The following is a 16,120-nucleotide window of genomic DNA, read 5'->3' as shown; positions in this document are numbered from 1 at the left end:
AAACACGCATTAACGAAGACAGAAGAAAAAGCGTAAGCCCTCTATTTTTTACGCAAAATTGCCCCAAAAAATCCATCGCCACCTTCAGAAAGGGCGAATTGGCGCTGCCATTGCACCTCCCAATCCGGGAAATTTTCTACAAAACGATCAATCTGTGCGGTGTTTTCCGCACTCAAAACGGAACAGGTTGCGTAAATTAAGACCCCACCTGGCGCGACCAACTTTTTGGCTTGATCAAGAATCTCTGCCTGTGTGGCCTCCAGTTGCGCCAAATCGTCTTCTGCGAACCGCCACTTGGCATCCGGTGCGCGCCGCCAGGTTCCGCTGCCGGAGCATGGCACGTCACACACCACCATGTCGTAAGGCGCAGTTGTGACCGGATTCTCCACAACCTGCACGGCCACACCAGCGCGTTTGGCGCGGGCCGGCAGGTCCGACATTCGGTGTTCCAAAGCATCATAGGCAAAAAATGTAGCATCGGCACGTCCGGCCATGGCCAGAGTTTTGCCGCCACCACCAGCGCAATAATCAAGAACTTTCAAACCCTGCTCAAGAGGCAGCTGCGCCACCAACGCCTGACTGGAGGCATCTTGCAGCTCAACCAACCCCTCCAAATAGGCGGCGTTCAGCTTAATACGCCGCGCGCCAGCGGTCACTTCCAACGCTGTGTCCACCAAATCCATAGGTCTTGTCTCAATGCCATCTTGCAGCAAGGCAGACTGCGCCTCGGCACGGGTTGCCTTGCGCAGATTAACCCGCAAGATCACTGGCGCCCGGCCTCGCAAGGCTTCATGGGTTGCCTCAAACGCCGCTCCAAGGCTGCTGCGCATGGGATCCTGCAACCACTCCGGCAAATCAAGCGGTATTTCGCCCACAGGTGCTGTGGTTTCCTGTTCGGTCAGCGGAGCCGGTCCATATCCAGCGCCGCTGAAAACCACATTCAGATCCGCGCCGTCCTGACGCAAAACACCAATCATCACGCCGCGCCCGGTCAAATCCCCACCAACAAAAGCCGCGGAGTTTCTTCGACGCAGCGCATCAAAAACGTGATCCCGCACAGCCGCCCGGTCTTTGGAGCCCGCAAACCTGCTGCGCCGCGCCCACCCCGTCAACGCTTTTTCGGCCGGTGTTCCCTCCAAGATGTCATCTAGGATATCTATCGCCGCTTGTACGCGCGCTGCTGGTGTCATGTGCCGCCTCTTTCCATTTTGAGCGCGCACATTGTGGTAATTTCTGCGGCTACTCGTCAGCGCTGCTCTACAACATGGCGTGCCGTGATCGCAACACTTCGCGCAACGCTTAAATTTTGGGCGAAAATCAATCATGGCGATACTATCAAAATTTCAGGTACCGTATCTCGCGTGAAATGCACTTGGGCCTTAAAAATATGGGCGTACCATAAGGCTTCATTAAACACCCGACCGCTACCCCATCACGTGAAACCTCAACAATCAGAGAGTCGACTGCGATGCCAGCCCTCCTCACAAAACTATCTACACGGATCAGTGCCATCGCCGTTGTGGCCTTGGCGCTGGCCATTGTTCTCACCCTTTTGCTGCAAAACCACATGCGCACCACGGTGGAAACCATGTACAACAAGAAGCTCCTCGAAATCACAGAAACGGCGACCAGCCTGCTCGTGAATTTGGAAAAAGCTGTACAAGAGGGCAAGTATAGCCCCGAAGAAGCCCGTACGCTGGGCCGCGAACAACTAGAAGCGCTCAAATATGGTGACTCCGGCTACCTGTTTGCCTTTGACACCGACTACGTGATGACGGCCCACCCACATCGTCCACAGTGGATTGGACACAGTCAAGAAGGCTTAGAAGATCCAAACGGTTTGATGATCTTCCAAGAAATGCGCAAGGTTGCGATGGAAAACGGTAGCGGCACACTGATCTATCACTTCCAAAAACCAGACAGCGACTTGCAAGAGGCCAAGATTGGTTTTGCCTACCACTTTAAGGCGTGGAATTGGATTGTTGGAACAGGTGCGTACCTGTCTGACATCGAAGCGGAAATGACCAAAATCCGTAACAAGGCGCTGACCATTTTGGGGGGCATTCTTGTTGTCCTGTCATTGGTTGCCTTTTTCATCATCCGCAGCGTCACCGGCCCAATGGACAGCCTACGCAAGCGCATGGCAAATCTGGCCGAGGGCGACACAGACGCAGATATTCCGTTCACCCAAACGCAAAACGAACTGGGTGACATGGCCCGCACTCTGGATGTGTTCCGCGCCAATTTGGTGCGCCAACGTGAATTGGAGGAAGGCCAGAAACAAGCCGCAGCTGCACAATCCGAAGTGGTGGAAACTCTATCTAACCATCTGTCCGACCTGTCAAACGGAGACTTAGCCTCAAAGATCACTGTCACTTTCCCTGCGGAATACGAAAAACTTCGGGAAGACTTCAACGCCTCGATCACAAATCTCAGCAGCACCGTTACCGATGTTGTTGACTCCTCCAAATCGATTCACAGCGGCGCGACTGAAATCAGTCAGGCTTCTGATGATCTGTCCAAACGCACAGAGAGCCAGGCTGCCACGCTGGAAGAAACCGCCGCAGCGCTGGATGATCTAACCCGCTCGGTAAAGGCCGCAGCAGATGGTGCGCGTGATGTGGAAGGCACGATGCAAACTGCCAAAACCGCAGCTGAGGAGAGCGGCGAAGTTGTGCGCAATGCAGTGTCTGCCATGACCGAGATTGAGCAAAGTTCCACCCATATTTCTCAGATCATCTCAGTGATTGACGACATCGCCTTCCAAACCAATCTGCTTGCGCTGAACGCAGGTGTGGAAGCCGCCCGTGCCGGTGACGCGGGTCGGGGTTTTGCAGTTGTCGCGTCTGAAGTGCGCAAACTGGCGCACAGCTCTTCAGAGGCTGCCAATGAGATCAAAGCGCTCATCGAAAAGTCATCGGAACAAGTGGACCGTGGTGTGAGCCTAGTGGGTCAAACCGGCGACGCACTGAGCACAATTGTCGAACGTGTGGTGCATATCTCCGGCATGGTCTCGGCCATTGCTGATGGGGCGACGGAACAATCCCAAAGCCTTGCTGAGATCAACGCCGGTGTGATGCAATTGGATCAGGTGACGCAGAAAAACGCGGCCATGGTCGAAGAATCCACCGCCGCCACGCATTTGCTCAAGTCCGACGCCGTGGGTCTCGCAAAAATGGTTGGGCACTTCAATTTGGATGCCAATCCCAAGGCAGCCAAACCTAAGCCCGCAGCAAAGGTAACTGAGGCGGACTGGCAGACAGACAAAAAAGCGGATCAACCAAAGCCAAAGGCAAAGAAAGCCTCGCCAGCTCCGGCAGCGAGAAGCTTCAGCACCGATGGCAATGCCGCAGAAGAGACCTGGACGGACTTTTAAGCACGTGCCAAAAATTAGTTGGAAAGGGCTGAACCCACAAAGGTTCAGCCCTTTCTCGTTTTAGAATGCATACACCTAAGGGAGGTCAGCCAATACGGTAGTTCGGACTCTCACGCGTGATCTGCACATCGTGCACGTGGCTTTCTTTCAGCCCCGCCCCAGTGATTTTCACAAACTTACAGTTACTGCGCATCTCGGCCACGGTTGCGTTTCCTGTGTAGCCCATCGCCGCGCGCAGACCGCCCACCAACTGGTGCACCACGGTGCCGGCTGGACCTTTGTAAGGCACCTGCCCTTCGATGCCTTCCGGCACCAGCTTGTCGCTCGCAGCATCTTTCTGGAAATACCGATCCGCAGAGCCGCGCGCCATCGCGCCAAGCGACCCCATGCCACGATAAGACTTGAACGACCGGCCTTGATACAAGATCACTTCGCCCGGGCTTTCGTCGGTGCCAGCAATCATCGAACCAACCATGGCGCAGGACGCACCGGCCGCAATCGCCTTCGCAAAGTCACCAGAGAACTTGATACCGCCATCCGCGATCACTGGCACATCGCCCGCAGCCTTTGCGCAATCATCAATTGCGGTCAGCTGCGGCACACCCACGCCGGCCACCATGCGTGTGGTGCAGATCGATCCCGGGCCGATACCCACTTTCACGGCATCTGCCCCAGCATCAATCAGCGCTTTGGTCGCGGCGGCGGTGGCAACATTGCCGGCAATCACTTGAACGGAGTTGGACAGGTTCTTCACGCGTGCAACGGCGTCGATCACACCTTGAGAATGCCCATGCGCCGTGTCGATCACCACAATGTCCACACCCGCGTCAATCAGCATCTCAGACCGCGCAAAGCCGCTGTCGCCAACCGAGGACGCCGCCGCCACCCGCAGGCGACCAAGGTCGTCCTTACAGGCAGTCGGGTTCAACACGGCCTGCTCTGTGTCTTTCAGGGTCAGCAGACCGGTCAACTTCCCAGTGCCATCATGCACCAGCAACTTTTCAATCCGGCGCGCCCGCATTAGGCTCTTGGCTTCTTCAAGATCTGCGGGTTCTTGCAACATTGCCAAATCGCTGGTGGTCATCATCGCGTGTACCGGCGTGTCGTCAGACTGTGCAAACCGCATGTCGCGATTGGTCACAATACCAACCACGCGCCCCTGTTCATCAACCACCGGAAAACCGGTGAAACGATAACGCTCAATCAGCGCCTTGGCATCCGCCAGCGTTTGGTTTGGGGTCAGTGTGACCGGATTATACACAATCCCACTCTCAAACCGCTTCACCCGACGCACTTCGCGCGCTTGTGTTTCTGCATCTAGGTTCTTGTGGATCACCCCCATGCCGCCAGCTTGCGCCATGGCAATCGCCATGCGGCTTTCGGTGACCGTGTCCATCGCCGAACTCAGCAGCGGAATGTTGAGATCGATGGATTTTGTGACCTTCGTGCGCGTGTCTGCCGTAGACGGCAAAACAACCGACGCAGCCGGAACCAGTAGAACATCATCGAAGGTGAGTGCCTCACGAATCTCCATCGCAAATCTCCTTTTGCGGGGCTTCATTTGGCACGTCCCTATCGCATGACCTTGATCTGTCGAAAACCCCTAATCGCCGCCATTTGCCGCTTCTAACACCTTCCCGAGCCAAATACTTTGGTCACATCTGCCCTACGCCCATTTTCTGACCCAACGGTCAACTTTTGGCCACCTCGGTGACGCCCATAGACCACCCTATGCCGCTCCTTGCCTTTTTCGGCAAATTTCGGCAGCTATGCTGCCAGCCAAGCGAACAGACTTAAGGCCTTCTCGATGAGCAGCGACCCATTAGTGATCTTCACCCCCTCAGGCAAACGTGGCCACTTTCCAGTGGGCACCCCCGTTCTGACAGCCGCCCGCCAACTTGGCGTTGATCTGGACAGCGTGTGTGGTGGCCGCGGCGTTTGCTCCAAATGCCAGATCACGCCCTCATACGGTGAATTCCCCAAACACGGCGTGACCGTCTCCGAAGACGCTCTGTCAGATTGGAACGCGGTTGAGCAACGCTACGACGACAAACGCGGCCTCACCAAAGGCCGCCGCCTTGGCTGTCAGGCCACCGTGCAAGGCGACATTGTGATCGACGTGCCGCCCGAAAGCCAGGTGCACAAACAGGTGGTGCGCAAACGCGCCGAGGTGCGCGACATCACCCTGAACCCCACCGTGCATCTCACTTATGTCGAGGTTGAAGAACCGGACATGCACAAACCCTCTGGCGACCTGGAGCGCCTGCTCACTGCTCTAAAAGCGGCCACAGGTCACGCAGATATCGCAGTAGACACGCACCTCCTGCGCGCGCTGCAACCTATCCTGCGCAAAGGCAGTTGGGCCGTCACTGCCGCGATCCATCAGGACCACACCGACACCCCGCCACGCCTGTCCGCGCTATGGCCCGGCTATTTTGAAGGTCCAGTCTATGGCCTCGCCGTCGACCTCGGCTCTACCACAATCGCGGGTCACCTTTGCGACCTGACCACAGGCGAAGTTGTTGCCTCGTCTGGCCTGATGAACCCGCAAATCCGCTTTGGCGAAGACCTGATGAGCCGTGTCAGCTACGCCATGATGAATAAGGGCGGTGATCTCGAGATGACCGCAGCCGTGCGCGACGGCCTTAACCAGCTGGTCGTCGATATTGCCAAGGACGCTGAGATCGACCCCACACAAATCCTCGACGCGGTATTTGTGATGAACCCGGTGATGCACCACCTCTTCCTTGGCATCGACCCGTTTGAACTGGGCCAGGCGCCCTTTGCCCTTGCCACCTCAGACGCGCTCTCCCTGCCCGCCTCCGAGCTTGGCCTCAACATTGCCCCCGGCACCCGCGCCTACCTGCTGCCGTGCATCGCGGGCCACGTGGGTGCAGACGCCGCCGGGGTGGCACTCTCCGAAGCTCCGGACAAATCCGAAGACCTCGCGCTAGTGGTAGACGTAGGCACCAACGCCGAAATCCTGCTTGGGGACAAAAACGGCGTGCTCGCCTGCTCCTCCCCCACCGGTCCCGCCTTTGAAGGCGCTCAGATCAGCGCCGGTCAGCGCGCCGCCCCCGGCGCCATTGAACGCGTGGAAATCGATCCCGCCACCAAGGAGCCTCGCTTCCGCGTCATTGGCAGTGACCTCTGGTCAAATGACGAAGGCTTCGCCGCTGCCATCGCAGCAACCGGCATCACCGGCATCTGCGGCTCTGGCATCATCGAAGTGATTGCCGAAATGCGCCTTGCAGGCATTGTTGACGCTTCCGGCCTGATCGGCTCCGCCGAGCAAACCGGCACATCCCGTTGTTTTGCGGATGGACGCACCAATTCCTACACACTTTGGGAAGGCGACGCGGACCAAAAACCCATCACCGTCACCAACGCCGACATCCGCGCCATCCAAATGGCCAAAGCTGCGCTCTACTCCGGCGCCCGACTGCTGATGGACAAACGTGGCGTGGATCACGTCGACCGCGTGGTGCTTGCTGGCGCCTTTGGCGCGCATATTTCCGCCAAACACGCCATGGTTCTGGGCATGATACCGGATTGCCCGCTCGACAAAGTCACCTCTGCTGGCAACGCCGCTGGCACAGGTGCCCGCATCGCGCTGCTGAACAAAGACGCGCGCAGTGAAATCGAAACCCTCGTGCGCAAGATCGAGAAGATCGAAACTGCCGTGGAGCCGCGCTTCCAGGAGCATTTTGTAAACGCCTCCGCCTTACCCAACTCTGCTGATCCATTCCCGATCCTGCGCGGCGTGGTCGATCTGCCAGAAGTAAGCTTCAACACAGGTGGTGGAGATGGCGCCAGTGGCGGCCGCCGACGTCGTCGCCGCAGCTAAAGAAATCCCGCTTGACCCTCCCGCAGCGCTGTCCTACCAACAGGCGTGCTGCGGGTATGGTGAAAAGGTATCACACGAGCTTCCCAAGCTCTTGTTACGGGTTCGATTCCCGTTACCCGCTCCATAAAATCAAACACTTAAGCTGCACCCTTAAAGCAAAATGCCGCATCCCTATGGAACGCGGCGCTGAAGGTTTTCCTTGTAAGGCACGTTAGTCACGCATGCCCAAAATGTGATCCAGCAGAGCAACTGTGGAGGCACTTGCGCCCTCCGGCGCACCTTTGCCTTCCATTGCAGGCACCAGACCGTTGGCCAGCTCTTTGCCAAGCTCTACGCCCCACTGATCGTACGAGTTGATGCCATAAATGACGCCCTCAACAAATACGCGATGTTCATACATCGCCACAATTTGCCCCAACACATAGGGCGTCAAACGTGGGTAGACCAACGTGGTTGATGGACGGTTACCCGAAAACACGCGGTGCTTCGCCAGCTGATCCAGCTTGGCACCAGAAACACCCTTTTCTTCAAGCTGAGCCCGCGCTTCCGCCTCGGTCCGCCCCTTTAACAAAGCCTCCGATTGCGCCAAGCAATTGGCCACCAGAGCGCGATGGTGCTCCCCCAAAGCCGGCTCATGCCCTTCAGCTCCAAGCAGAAATTCACACGGCACAACTTGCTGACCCTGATGGATCAACTGATAAAACGCGTGCTGCCCATTGGTCCCCGGTTCGCCCCAGACCACCGGCCCTGCAACACGTTCAAGCGAACTGCCGTCCAAGGCCACGCCTTTGCCGTTGCTCTCCATCTCAAGCTGTTGAAGATAGGCAGGCAACCGCGCCAACCGTTGCTCATAAGGCAATACAGCGCGCGTGGCATGACCACAGACCTGTTGGTTCCAAATCCCCACCAGCGCCAACAGCACCGGCAAGTTCTCCTCTAACGGCGCGTCACAGAAATGGCGATCCATCGCCTGACCACCTTCAAGGAAACTCTCAAACGCCTTTGGGCCAATTGCCAACATCAGCGAGAAGCCAATGGGTCCCCAGACCGAGTAACGCCCGCCAACCCAATCCTCAAAACCAAACACCCGCTCCGCTGGAATGCCAAACAAAGCACAGCGATCTACAGCCGAGGAAATTGCCACAAACCGCTCCAGCGCATCAGGCCCACCAGCCCAGGCCATAACCGTGCGCGCATTCATTAGAGTTTCTTGAGTGCCAAACGTCTTGGACGCCACGATCACCATTGTGCTTTCCGGATCCAAACCCGCCAACGTATCTGTCGCATCCGCACCATCGACGTTGGAGATAAAGTGGCACTTCGGGCCATCACCATAGGGCTCAAGCGCCATCACTGCCATCAGTGGACCAAGATCCGACCCGCCAATCCCGATATTCACCACATCGGTAATACGCTTGCCGTTGCCCGGAAAGCTGCCATCTCGCACAGCACGGGCCAAGTCGGCCATGCGCTCGCGTGTCGCTTTCACTTCGGGGAGCACGTCCTGCCCATCCACAACCAGCGGTGTGTCGCCAAGATTTCGCAACGCTGTGTGCAGCACCGCACGATCTTCTGTTTCGTTGATCTTCTCACCCGCGAACATCGCTGCGCGCTTTGCCGCAACACTGGCCACATCCGCCAACCGGACCAACGCCGCCTTGGCATCCGCATCGATCGACGTTTTGCTGTAGTCAAACAGCAACCCATCTATCTTCAGGCTAAAATCTTGTGCCCGCACGTCATCAGCCTCAAATAGTGCCGAAATCCGCCGCGTCTCCGCGCTGTCACGCAGCCCGTCCAATTCAGTCCACATACCCAATCACTCCGTCCAATGTACTTCCGCGCCACTTGAAATAGCTTTGATCGGCGCCTCTTCTTTTGGCAGTTTCTGGGCTGCTTGCAAAGCTTCACGCTTATCCGCGCCCTTGATCAAGATGTGTTTGCGCACCGCCGCATCCAACACCCGCGCAGACAAGGTGATACGCACATCCGGCAAATCATCGCGCCGGATTGGCACCAACACAGAGGCATCTGCCGCCAGCGCTGCCTGCACCCCGTCTGCTCCGGGGAACAGCGACGCTGTATGCATATCCGCGCCCATGCCCAGCAAGGCCACATCCACCGGCAGCGCGCCTATGATGGTGGCTTCCAGCTCTGCCAAAACCTCTTCAGGTGCGTCGGCTGGCGCATACAACGGCAGATACCGCGCCGTTATTGCCCGATTGGTCAGCAACCGGGATTTCACCAAAGCAGAATTGGACCGTTCATGATCCTCCGGCACCCAACGTTCATCCGTCAGGATCACATCCACGCGATCCCAATCCAGATCCGCTGCACTCAACGCATCAAAAATCGGTCCCGGTGTGGTCCCGCCTGGCACAGCAAGCACCACACGGTCCTTAGTGTGCAGCGCCTCCGCCAGATCATCCGCCAGCACGCTGGCGACATCCATCGCCATCATCTCTGCGTCGGGGTAGGTGTTGAAGTTCATTTGCCCAATCCTCTCCAGTTTCGCCCGTCCCGGCGCATCATCAAGGCCGCGTCGTCCGGCCCAAAGGAAAACGCATCATAAGGCTTTGGCACATCGCCCCGCGCTTCCCAGCCGCGAATGATCGGGTCGGTCCAGGCCCAGGCCGCCTCCACCTCATCATCGCGCATAAACAGTGTTTGATTGCCACGGATCACATCCATGATCAGCCGCTCATAAGCATCCGCAGCCCCTTGCCCTTTGGGCCCCAGCGCCTCTGCGAAACTCATGTCCAACGGCACATCCACAAGCCGCATCCCTCCTGGACCCGGCTCCTTGATTGTCACCTTTAATGTAATGCCTTCATTGGGTTGCAACTGAATGTTCAACTCATTTCGATGCCGTCCAGCCTCATCCCCAAAAATCGAATGTGGTGTGTCTTTGAACATCACGGTGATTTCACTGTCACGTTCCGACAACCGCTTACCGGTGCGCAAATAAAACGGAGTTCCCGCCCATCGCCAGTTGTTCACCTGACACTTCAGCGCAATGAAGCTCTCAGTCTTGGACCGCGGATTATCGACATCCTCGCGATAGCTGTCCGCCCCATCGGCGGCTGTGTACTGACCGCGCACGATGTGATGCGGCGCCACCGTATCCAGCGCACGGATCACCTTTAGCTTCTCGTCCCGCACCGCGTCCGGCTCAAACTGCGACGGTGGTTCCATCGCGATCAGGCACAGGAGCTGCATCAAATGGTTCTGAACCATGTCGCGCATCGCACCGGAACGTTCATAATACTCACCACGTCCGGCCACCCCAACGCTCTCCGCAACCGTGATCTGAATGTGGTCGATATATTGCGCATTCCACAATGGCTCAAACAGCATATTGCCAAAACGCACTGCCATCAGGTTCTGCACAGTCTCTTTGCCAAGATAATGATCAATCCGGTAAATCTGGCTCTCATCAAAGTACTGCGCCAACTCCTGGTTCAATTTCTGTGCAGTCTCAAGATCATGGCCAAACGGCTTTTCAACCACAATGCGGGTGTTCGCCTCGGTCAAACCGTGTCGCTTCAGCCCTTTGGCCAAGTCCGAGTAGACCCCCGGTCCCACAGAAAAATAGAAAGCTCGGACCGAACCCTCGTTGAGCAGAGCCGCTAAGTCGCCCCACCCGCTTTCTCCGCGGGCATCCACTGCAACATAGTGCAAATGATCACAAAACCCGGACACGGCTGCCACATCCTGCGCAGCATCGCCTGCAAACTCGCGCAGCGCTTCGGCCACAGACGCGCGATACTGCTCTTCCGTCAACTCGCTTCGGGCCGCGCCAATCACTTGACTGCCTTCTGGCATCTGCCCTGAACAGTACCTCTTAAACAACGCAGGCAAAATCTTTCGCCGCGCTAGGTCACCGGTCCCACCAAAGACCACAAGATCAAACGTTTCCACGGGAATGATGCGAGAAACCATCGGGCCTCTTTCCTTGTTGGCTGTCCGGATTTCACCGGAAAATCGTTAGCGCTAACGCCGTCATAACACCGCCACTCTAACATCACAACCACACATCACAACTGTGTCAAACTCCGTGTCGCCGCTTTACTTGCCATTATGTATTTGACTAGTACCAACAGACCACAAGACATGGCAGGCACATGAAAGATCACGTAAATATCGGGAAGTTCAACGATCCCTATATCACCGCCAAAGGTGAAACGCGCGCCCAAGTGGCCCTCACCGATCCTCAAACCCTCTGGTTCAACACCGGTACGCTCTGCAACATCGAATGTGAAAACTGCTATATCCTATCGTCCCCCACCAATGACGCCCTAGTGTACCTGACAGCAGACGAAGTTTCCGATTACCTAGACCAGCTTAAAGCTCGTGAATGGAAGGTCCGTGAAATCGCCTTCACTGGCGGCGAGCCTTTTATGAACCCAGAGATGAACGAAATGGCCCGCCGCTCGCTAGAGCGCGGCTATGACGTGCTTATTCTCACCAACGCAATGCAACCCATGCAGCGAAAACGTGTTAGTGCAGGGCTGCTGAAACTGGCCCAAGACTTTCCGGGCAAATTGACTCTTCGTATTTCCGTGGACCATTGGTCTGCCGAAATGCACGATAAAGAACGCGGCAAAGGCACTTTTGCGCGCACCTTGGACGGCATGCGTTGGCTGCGCGACAACAATATCCAAATGGCCGTTGCGGGCCGCACCATGTGGGAGGAAACCAACGAAATATCTCGTGCCGGGTACGCCAATCTCTATATCAAAGAGAACTTTAAGGTAGACGCCTCAAATCCCGGAGAAACCGTACTTTTTCCCGAAATGGACGAAGAGGTCGAGGTGCCCGAAATCACAGTCGATTGCTGGGGCATTCTGAACAAATCCCCCACTGAGGTGATGTGCTCCAACTCCCGTATGGTTGTCAAACACAAGGGCGCAAAAACGCCCTCTGTTATCGCGTGCACTCTCCTGCCCTACGATCCACAGTTTGACCTGGGCGTAACGCTCAAAGAGGCCGAAAAACCGGTACAGTTGAACCACCCGCATTGCGCCAAGTTCTGTGTTTTGGGCGGCGCATCCTGCTCCGCCTAAATTTGGTTGGATCAATTCAATTCGGGTGAATGCCAGTACTTTGTGCCTTCCAAGCTGCCATTCACACGCCATCGGTCTTTATCGAGAACAAAGACCGACTGACCCTGGGTGAACCGCACCTCGTCCGCACTTTTGTCATCGCCAACCTGCGCGCCACCGCCCGCCGTGGCATCATAGCCGTTGACAACAAACCGTTCATAATCCGCCGGGGTTTCAAACAGGATCACAAACTGCGTGGCAAAGCCGCCAATGCCCAAACTAGCGCCAAGCCCCCCGGTGCCCATATTCAAATATGTCCGCGCGCCAGTGTCTTTGGCCACGGCCACGCCACGTCCGTATCCAGTGGTCACAGGGAAGACTGTCACCTTACGGCTATCAAACGCCGCATAGCCTGCGCTTTCACGATACAACGCATCCGCCTCCGGGTTTTGCGCAAGCAGCACCGCCATGATTTCGTCTGCCATGGCGTCCAGCCGCGCCCTTGTGGCCTCTGGTGTTTCCTCATTGGACAGCAGTTCATCTGTTGACGAAATTGCCTCTCCTACGCTGGTCACACCTTTCTCCACGGTGTTGCCAACCGTATTCGCGCCTTTGCCAATCGCCTCACCAGTGGCCGTGACACCTTCGCCAATGGCTTCACCTGTGTTTTCAGCGCCCCTTTTGATCTTGTCCCAAAGCCCCTGTGCCGCAGACGGACCAGCCAAACTGACCACCATCACCCCAACCGCCAAAGCTTGCCACTTCACCCACATATACGCCTCCACACACGCCAAAATTCCATGGCTCGAATAAAGCACAAAACAGTCGTATGCATCACCCCTACGTGACAACTGGGCAAGTCTCCGCCTTCTTCGGCCAAATTTCTCCTATTCATCAGTCGATTAAGCCATTCACACCGTGAATTACCCCGCATCTCTCACACCACCATTGCACCCTATATGATGCCTCTGATATAAGCATTCCAACAACATATGGACCGCCAATTAGAAGCGAGACTGGGACTTGAGCGACACGCCGGAAACCCCTGAAAACGAAGAAGAAACCACACACGAACGGATGTTCCACGACGGTCCTTCGGTGTCGATCGAAGAAGAGATGAGCGCCAGCTACCTCGACTACGCCATGAGCGTGATCGTCAGCCGCGCCATTCCGGACCTGCGGGACGGCCTCAAACCGGTGCACCGTCGTATCCTTTATGCCATGCACGAAACCGGCAACAGCCACGACAAGTCGTACCGAAAATCGGCCCGTCCGGTTGGCGACGTAATGGGTAAATACCACCCCCACGGCGACTCCGCGATCTATGATGCTTTGGTGCGTATGGCACAGGATTTCTCCATGTCCTTGCCGCTTCTGGACGGTCAAGGCAACTTTGGCTCGATGGACGGTGATAACCCGGCTGCGATGCGTTACACCGAAGTGCGCATGGACAAACCCGCCGCCGCTTTGCTGTCCGACATCGACAAAGATACCGTTGATTTTCAAGACAACTACGACGGCAAGGACCAGGAACCAACCGTTCTGCCCGCGCGCTTCCCCAACATGCTGGTCAACGGCGCTGGCGGTATTGCTGTGGGTATGGCCACCAACATTCCGCCGCACAACCTTGGCGAAGTTGTCGACGCCACTCTGGCGCTGATCGAAGATCCGGACCTCACCTCTGAACAGCTGATCGATTATGTGCCCGGTCCCGATTTTCCGACCGGCGGCATCATGCTGGGCCGGTCCGGAGCCCGCAAAGCTTACCTCGAGGGCCGTGGCAGTGTTGTCATCCGTTCCAAGACCCGCGTTGAGGAAATCCGCAAAGATCGCTACGCGATTGTCATTGATGAAATCCCCTATCAGGTGAACAAGGCAGCGATGATCGAGAAGATCGCCGAAGCCGCACGTGACAAACGTATCGAAGGCATTGCCCACGTTCAGGATGAATCTGACCGTGACGGCGTGCGCGTGGTTGTTGAGCTCAAGCGAGACGCAACCGCCGAAGTGGTGCTCAACCAACTGTTCCGCTTCACCCCGATGCAAACCTATTTTGGCTGTAACATGCTGGCCCTGAACGGTGGTCGTCCGGAACAACTCACTCTGCGCCGCTTCCTGACCTCCTTCATTGACTTCCGCGAGGAAGTGGTGGCCCGCCGCACCGCCTATATGCTGCGCAAGGCACGTGAGCGCAGCCACATCCTCTGTGGTTTGGCCGTGGCCGTCACCAACGTAGACGAAGTTGTCGCCACCATCCGCGCCTCTGCTGATGCAGCTGAAGCGCGTGAAAAGCTGATGACCCGCCGTTGGCCCGCTGAAAGCATCGCAGCCTACATCAAGCTGATTGATGATCCGACCCACACTATGAACGACGACGGCACCTATAACCTGTCCGAAATTCAGGCCCGTGCCATCCTGGAGTTGCGTCTACAACGCCTGACCCAAATTGGGGTATCAGAGGTCACAGACGAACTTGAAGAACTGGCCCGTAAGATCAAGGAATATCTGGAAATTCTGGGGTCACGCGAACGCATCATGGGCATCATCGGTGACGAGCTGCGTGAGGTACGCGAAAACTTCGCGGTGGACCGCCGCACCGAGATTGTCGACTGGTCCGGCGACATGGACGACGAAGACCTGATTGAGCGCGAGGACATGGTGGTGACCGTGACCTCCGGTGGCTACATCAAACGCACGCCACTTGCCGACTTCCGCGCTCAAAAACGTGGCGGTAAAGGCATCTCGGGCATGCAAACCAAAGAAGAGGATGTGGTCACCACTCTCTTTGTGGCCAACACCCACACGCAGCTCTTGTTCTTCACCACCGATGGCATGGCCTACAAGCTGAAGACCTGGCGTCTGCCGCTGGGCGGCCGTACCGCCAAAGGCAAAGCCATTGTGAACATCCTGCCTATTCCAAACGGTGTTTCGATTGCGGCTATCATGCCAGTCGACCGCCCCGAGGACGAATGGGATGATCTTCAAATCATGTTTGCCACCTCGGCGGGCTCTGTGCGTCGCAACCGCTTGTCAGACTTCACCAATGTGAAGTCGAACGGCAAAATTGCGATGAAGTTTGAGGACGACAACGCTGACACAAAGCTGATCAACGCCCGCATCTGTACCGAAGAGGACGATGTGATGCTGGTGACCAACTCTGGTCGCGCCATCCGCTTCCCAACCACCGAAGTGCGGGTGTTCAACTCGCGCTCCTCTGTGGGTGTGCGAGGCATCCGCCTCAACGGCGACGATGAAGTGGTTTCCATGTCAGTGATCCGCCACTTCCGCGCCGAAAGCGAAGAACGCGCCGCATACCTGAAAATGCGCCGCGCCGTGGCGGGCTTGGCTGACGATGGTGGGGACGATGAAGACGCCCCAGCTGGCGAGTTGAGACAAGAGCGTTACGCAGAAATGTCCGCCGCCGAAAACCTGATCCTGACAATCACAACCGGCGGCGCGGGCAAACTCAGCTCGAGCCATGACTACCCGGTTCGTGGACGCGGTGGCCAAGGTGTGGCAGCGATGGACAAAGCCATGCGCGGTGGCGCCTTGGTGGCCTCCTTCCCGGTTGAAATGGGTGATCAGATCATGCTGGCCACCTCCAAAGGCCAATCGATCCGCGTGCCTGTTGACGGCATCTCTTTCCGGTCCCGCTCTGCGGGCGGCGTAAAAGTGTTCAACACCGGCAAGGGCGAAGAAGTGGTCTCCGTGGCCTGGATCGCCGAACAGGACGACGAGGAAGCTGGCGAAGAGTAATCTTCCACCGCATTCCCTATAATCCAAACGGCCCTGCGCAATTGCGTGGGGCCGTTTCTATTTCGGAGCAAATTAATGTTGCTTGGCAAAGTGTTA

10 protein-coding genes and 1 tRNA gene are annotated in these 16,120 nt (G+C 56.8%); 5 read left to right on the top strand and 6 right to left on the bottom strand.

What is annotated here, in order from left to right; genetic code table 11:
- Positions 1-41: 41 nt before the first annotated feature.
- Entirely contained in the window at positions 42-1,190 is a 1,149-nt protein-coding gene (locus QOL67_RS18035) for an RsmB/NOP family class I SAM-dependent RNA methyltransferase (RefSeq protein ID WP_283427380.1), read from the bottom strand.
- A gap of 278 nt (positions 1,191-1,468) precedes the next feature.
- On the opposite strand from QOL67_RS18035, the gene QOL67_RS18030 reads away from it, so the two are divergent.
- Entirely contained in the window at positions 1,469-3,376 is a 1,908-nt protein-coding gene (locus QOL67_RS18030) for a methyl-accepting chemotaxis protein (protein WP_283427379.1), read from the top strand.
- 85 nt (positions 3,377-3,461) lie between these two features.
- On the opposite strand, the gene guaB is transcribed toward QOL67_RS18030, so the two are convergent.
- A complete protein-coding gene (gene guaB, locus QOL67_RS18025; protein WP_283427378.1) occupies positions 3,462-4,910 on the bottom strand; it encodes an IMP dehydrogenase in 1,449 nt (482 codons plus the stop codon).
- 273 nt (positions 4,911-5,183) lie between these two features.
- Here guaB and QOL67_RS18020 point away from each other — a divergent pair, with 273 nt between their 5' ends.
- Together QOL67_RS18020 and QOL67_RS18015 are read left to right on the top strand one after the other, a co-directional pair.
- Positions 5,184-7,223 carry an ASKHA domain-containing protein gene (locus tag QOL67_RS18020; RefSeq protein ID WP_283427377.1) on the top strand — a complete coding sequence of 680 codons (2,040 nt, stop codon included), beginning with the start codon at positions 5,184-5,186 and terminating at the stop codon, positions 7,221-7,223.
- Positions 7,224-7,273: 50 nt separating this feature from the next.
- A tRNA-Gly gene (locus tag QOL67_RS18015) sits at positions 7,274-7,347 on the top strand.
- A gap of 87 nt (positions 7,348-7,434) precedes the next feature.
- Here the strand turns inward: QOL67_RS18015 and pgi are convergent.
- From pgi to zwf, 3 genes are read right to left on the bottom strand one after another with little or no spacing between them, the layout of a single operon-like run.
- Entirely contained in the window at positions 7,435-9,036 is a 1,602-nt protein-coding gene (gene pgi, locus QOL67_RS18010) for a glucose-6-phosphate isomerase (RefSeq protein ID WP_283427376.1), read from the bottom strand.
- 6 nt (positions 9,037-9,042) lie between these two features.
- Positions 9,043-9,714: a 6-phosphogluconolactonase gene (gene pgl, locus QOL67_RS18005; RefSeq protein ID WP_283427375.1), complete on the bottom strand. Its 672-nt coding sequence runs from the start codon at positions 9,712-9,714 to the stop codon at positions 9,043-9,045.
- Entirely contained in the window at positions 9,711-11,165 is a 1,455-nt protein-coding gene (gene zwf / locus QOL67_RS18000; protein ID WP_283427374.1) for a glucose-6-phosphate dehydrogenase, read from the bottom strand. Before zwf ends, pgl begins: the two co-directional genes overlap by 4 nt.
- Positions 11,166-11,347: 182 nt before the next feature.
- Here zwf and QOL67_RS17995 point away from each other — a divergent pair, with 182 nt between their 5' ends.
- Positions 11,348-12,289, top strand: coding sequence for a radical SAM protein (locus QOL67_RS17995; RefSeq protein WP_283427373.1), 942 nt, complete (start codon positions 11,348-11,350; stop codon positions 12,287-12,289).
- An 11-nt stretch (positions 12,290-12,300) separates the two neighbouring features.
- Here the strand turns inward: QOL67_RS17995 and QOL67_RS17990 are convergent, their stop codons facing one another.
- Positions 12,301-13,041 (bottom strand): lipid-binding SYLF domain-containing protein, encoded by a 741-nt coding sequence (locus QOL67_RS17990; protein ID WP_283427372.1) that lies wholly within the window; start codon positions 13,039-13,041, stop codon positions 12,301-12,303.
- 250 nt (positions 13,042-13,291) lie between these two features.
- On the opposite strand from QOL67_RS17990, the gene gyrA reads away from it, so the two are divergent.
- Positions 13,292-16,024: a DNA gyrase subunit A gene (gene gyrA / locus QOL67_RS17985; RefSeq protein ID WP_283427371.1), complete on the top strand. Its 2,733-nt coding sequence runs from the start codon at positions 13,292-13,294 to the stop codon at positions 16,022-16,024.
- Positions 16,025-16,120: the final 96 nt, after the last annotated feature.

This window comes from Shimia sagamensis (assembly GCF_900182745.1).
GTDB lineage: Bacteria > Pseudomonadota > Alphaproteobacteria > Rhodobacterales > Rhodobacteraceae > Shimia > Shimia sagamensis.
This window is presented reverse-complemented; position numbering and strand designations above follow the sequence as displayed.

Excerpts from the sequence above, each read along its gene's own strand:
- QOL67_RS18020 (WP_283427377.1), top strand. The coding sequence starts at position 5,184 with ATGAGCAGCGACCCATTAGTGATCTTCACCCCCTCAGGCAAACGTGGC.
- guaB (WP_283427378.1), bottom strand. The coding sequence starts at position 4,910 with ATGGAGATTCGTGAGGCACTCACCTTCGATGATGTTCTACTGGTTCCG.
- zwf (WP_283427374.1), bottom strand. The coding sequence starts at position 11,165 with ATGGTTTCTCGCATCATTCCCGTGGAAACGTTTGATCTTGTGGTCTTT.
- QOL67_RS18035 (WP_283427380.1), bottom strand. The coding sequence starts at position 1,190 with ATGACACCAGCAGCGCGCGTACAAGCGGCGATAGATATCCTAGATGAC.
- QOL67_RS17990 (WP_283427372.1), bottom strand. The coding sequence starts at position 13,041 with ATGTGGGTGAAGTGGCAAGCTTTGGCGGTTGGGGTGATGGTGGTCAGT.
- QOL67_RS17995 (WP_283427373.1), top strand. The coding sequence starts at position 11,348 with ATGAAAGATCACGTAAATATCGGGAAGTTCAACGATCCCTATATCACC.
- pgl (WP_283427375.1), bottom strand. The coding sequence starts at position 9,714 with ATGAACTTCAACACCTACCCCGACGCAGAGATGATGGCGATGGATGTC.
- pgi (WP_283427376.1), bottom strand. The coding sequence starts at position 9,036 with ATGTGGACTGAATTGGACGGGCTGCGTGACAGCGCGGAGACGCGGCGG.
- QOL67_RS18030 (WP_283427379.1), top strand. The coding sequence starts at position 1,469 with ATGCCAGCCCTCCTCACAAAACTATCTACACGGATCAGTGCCATCGCC.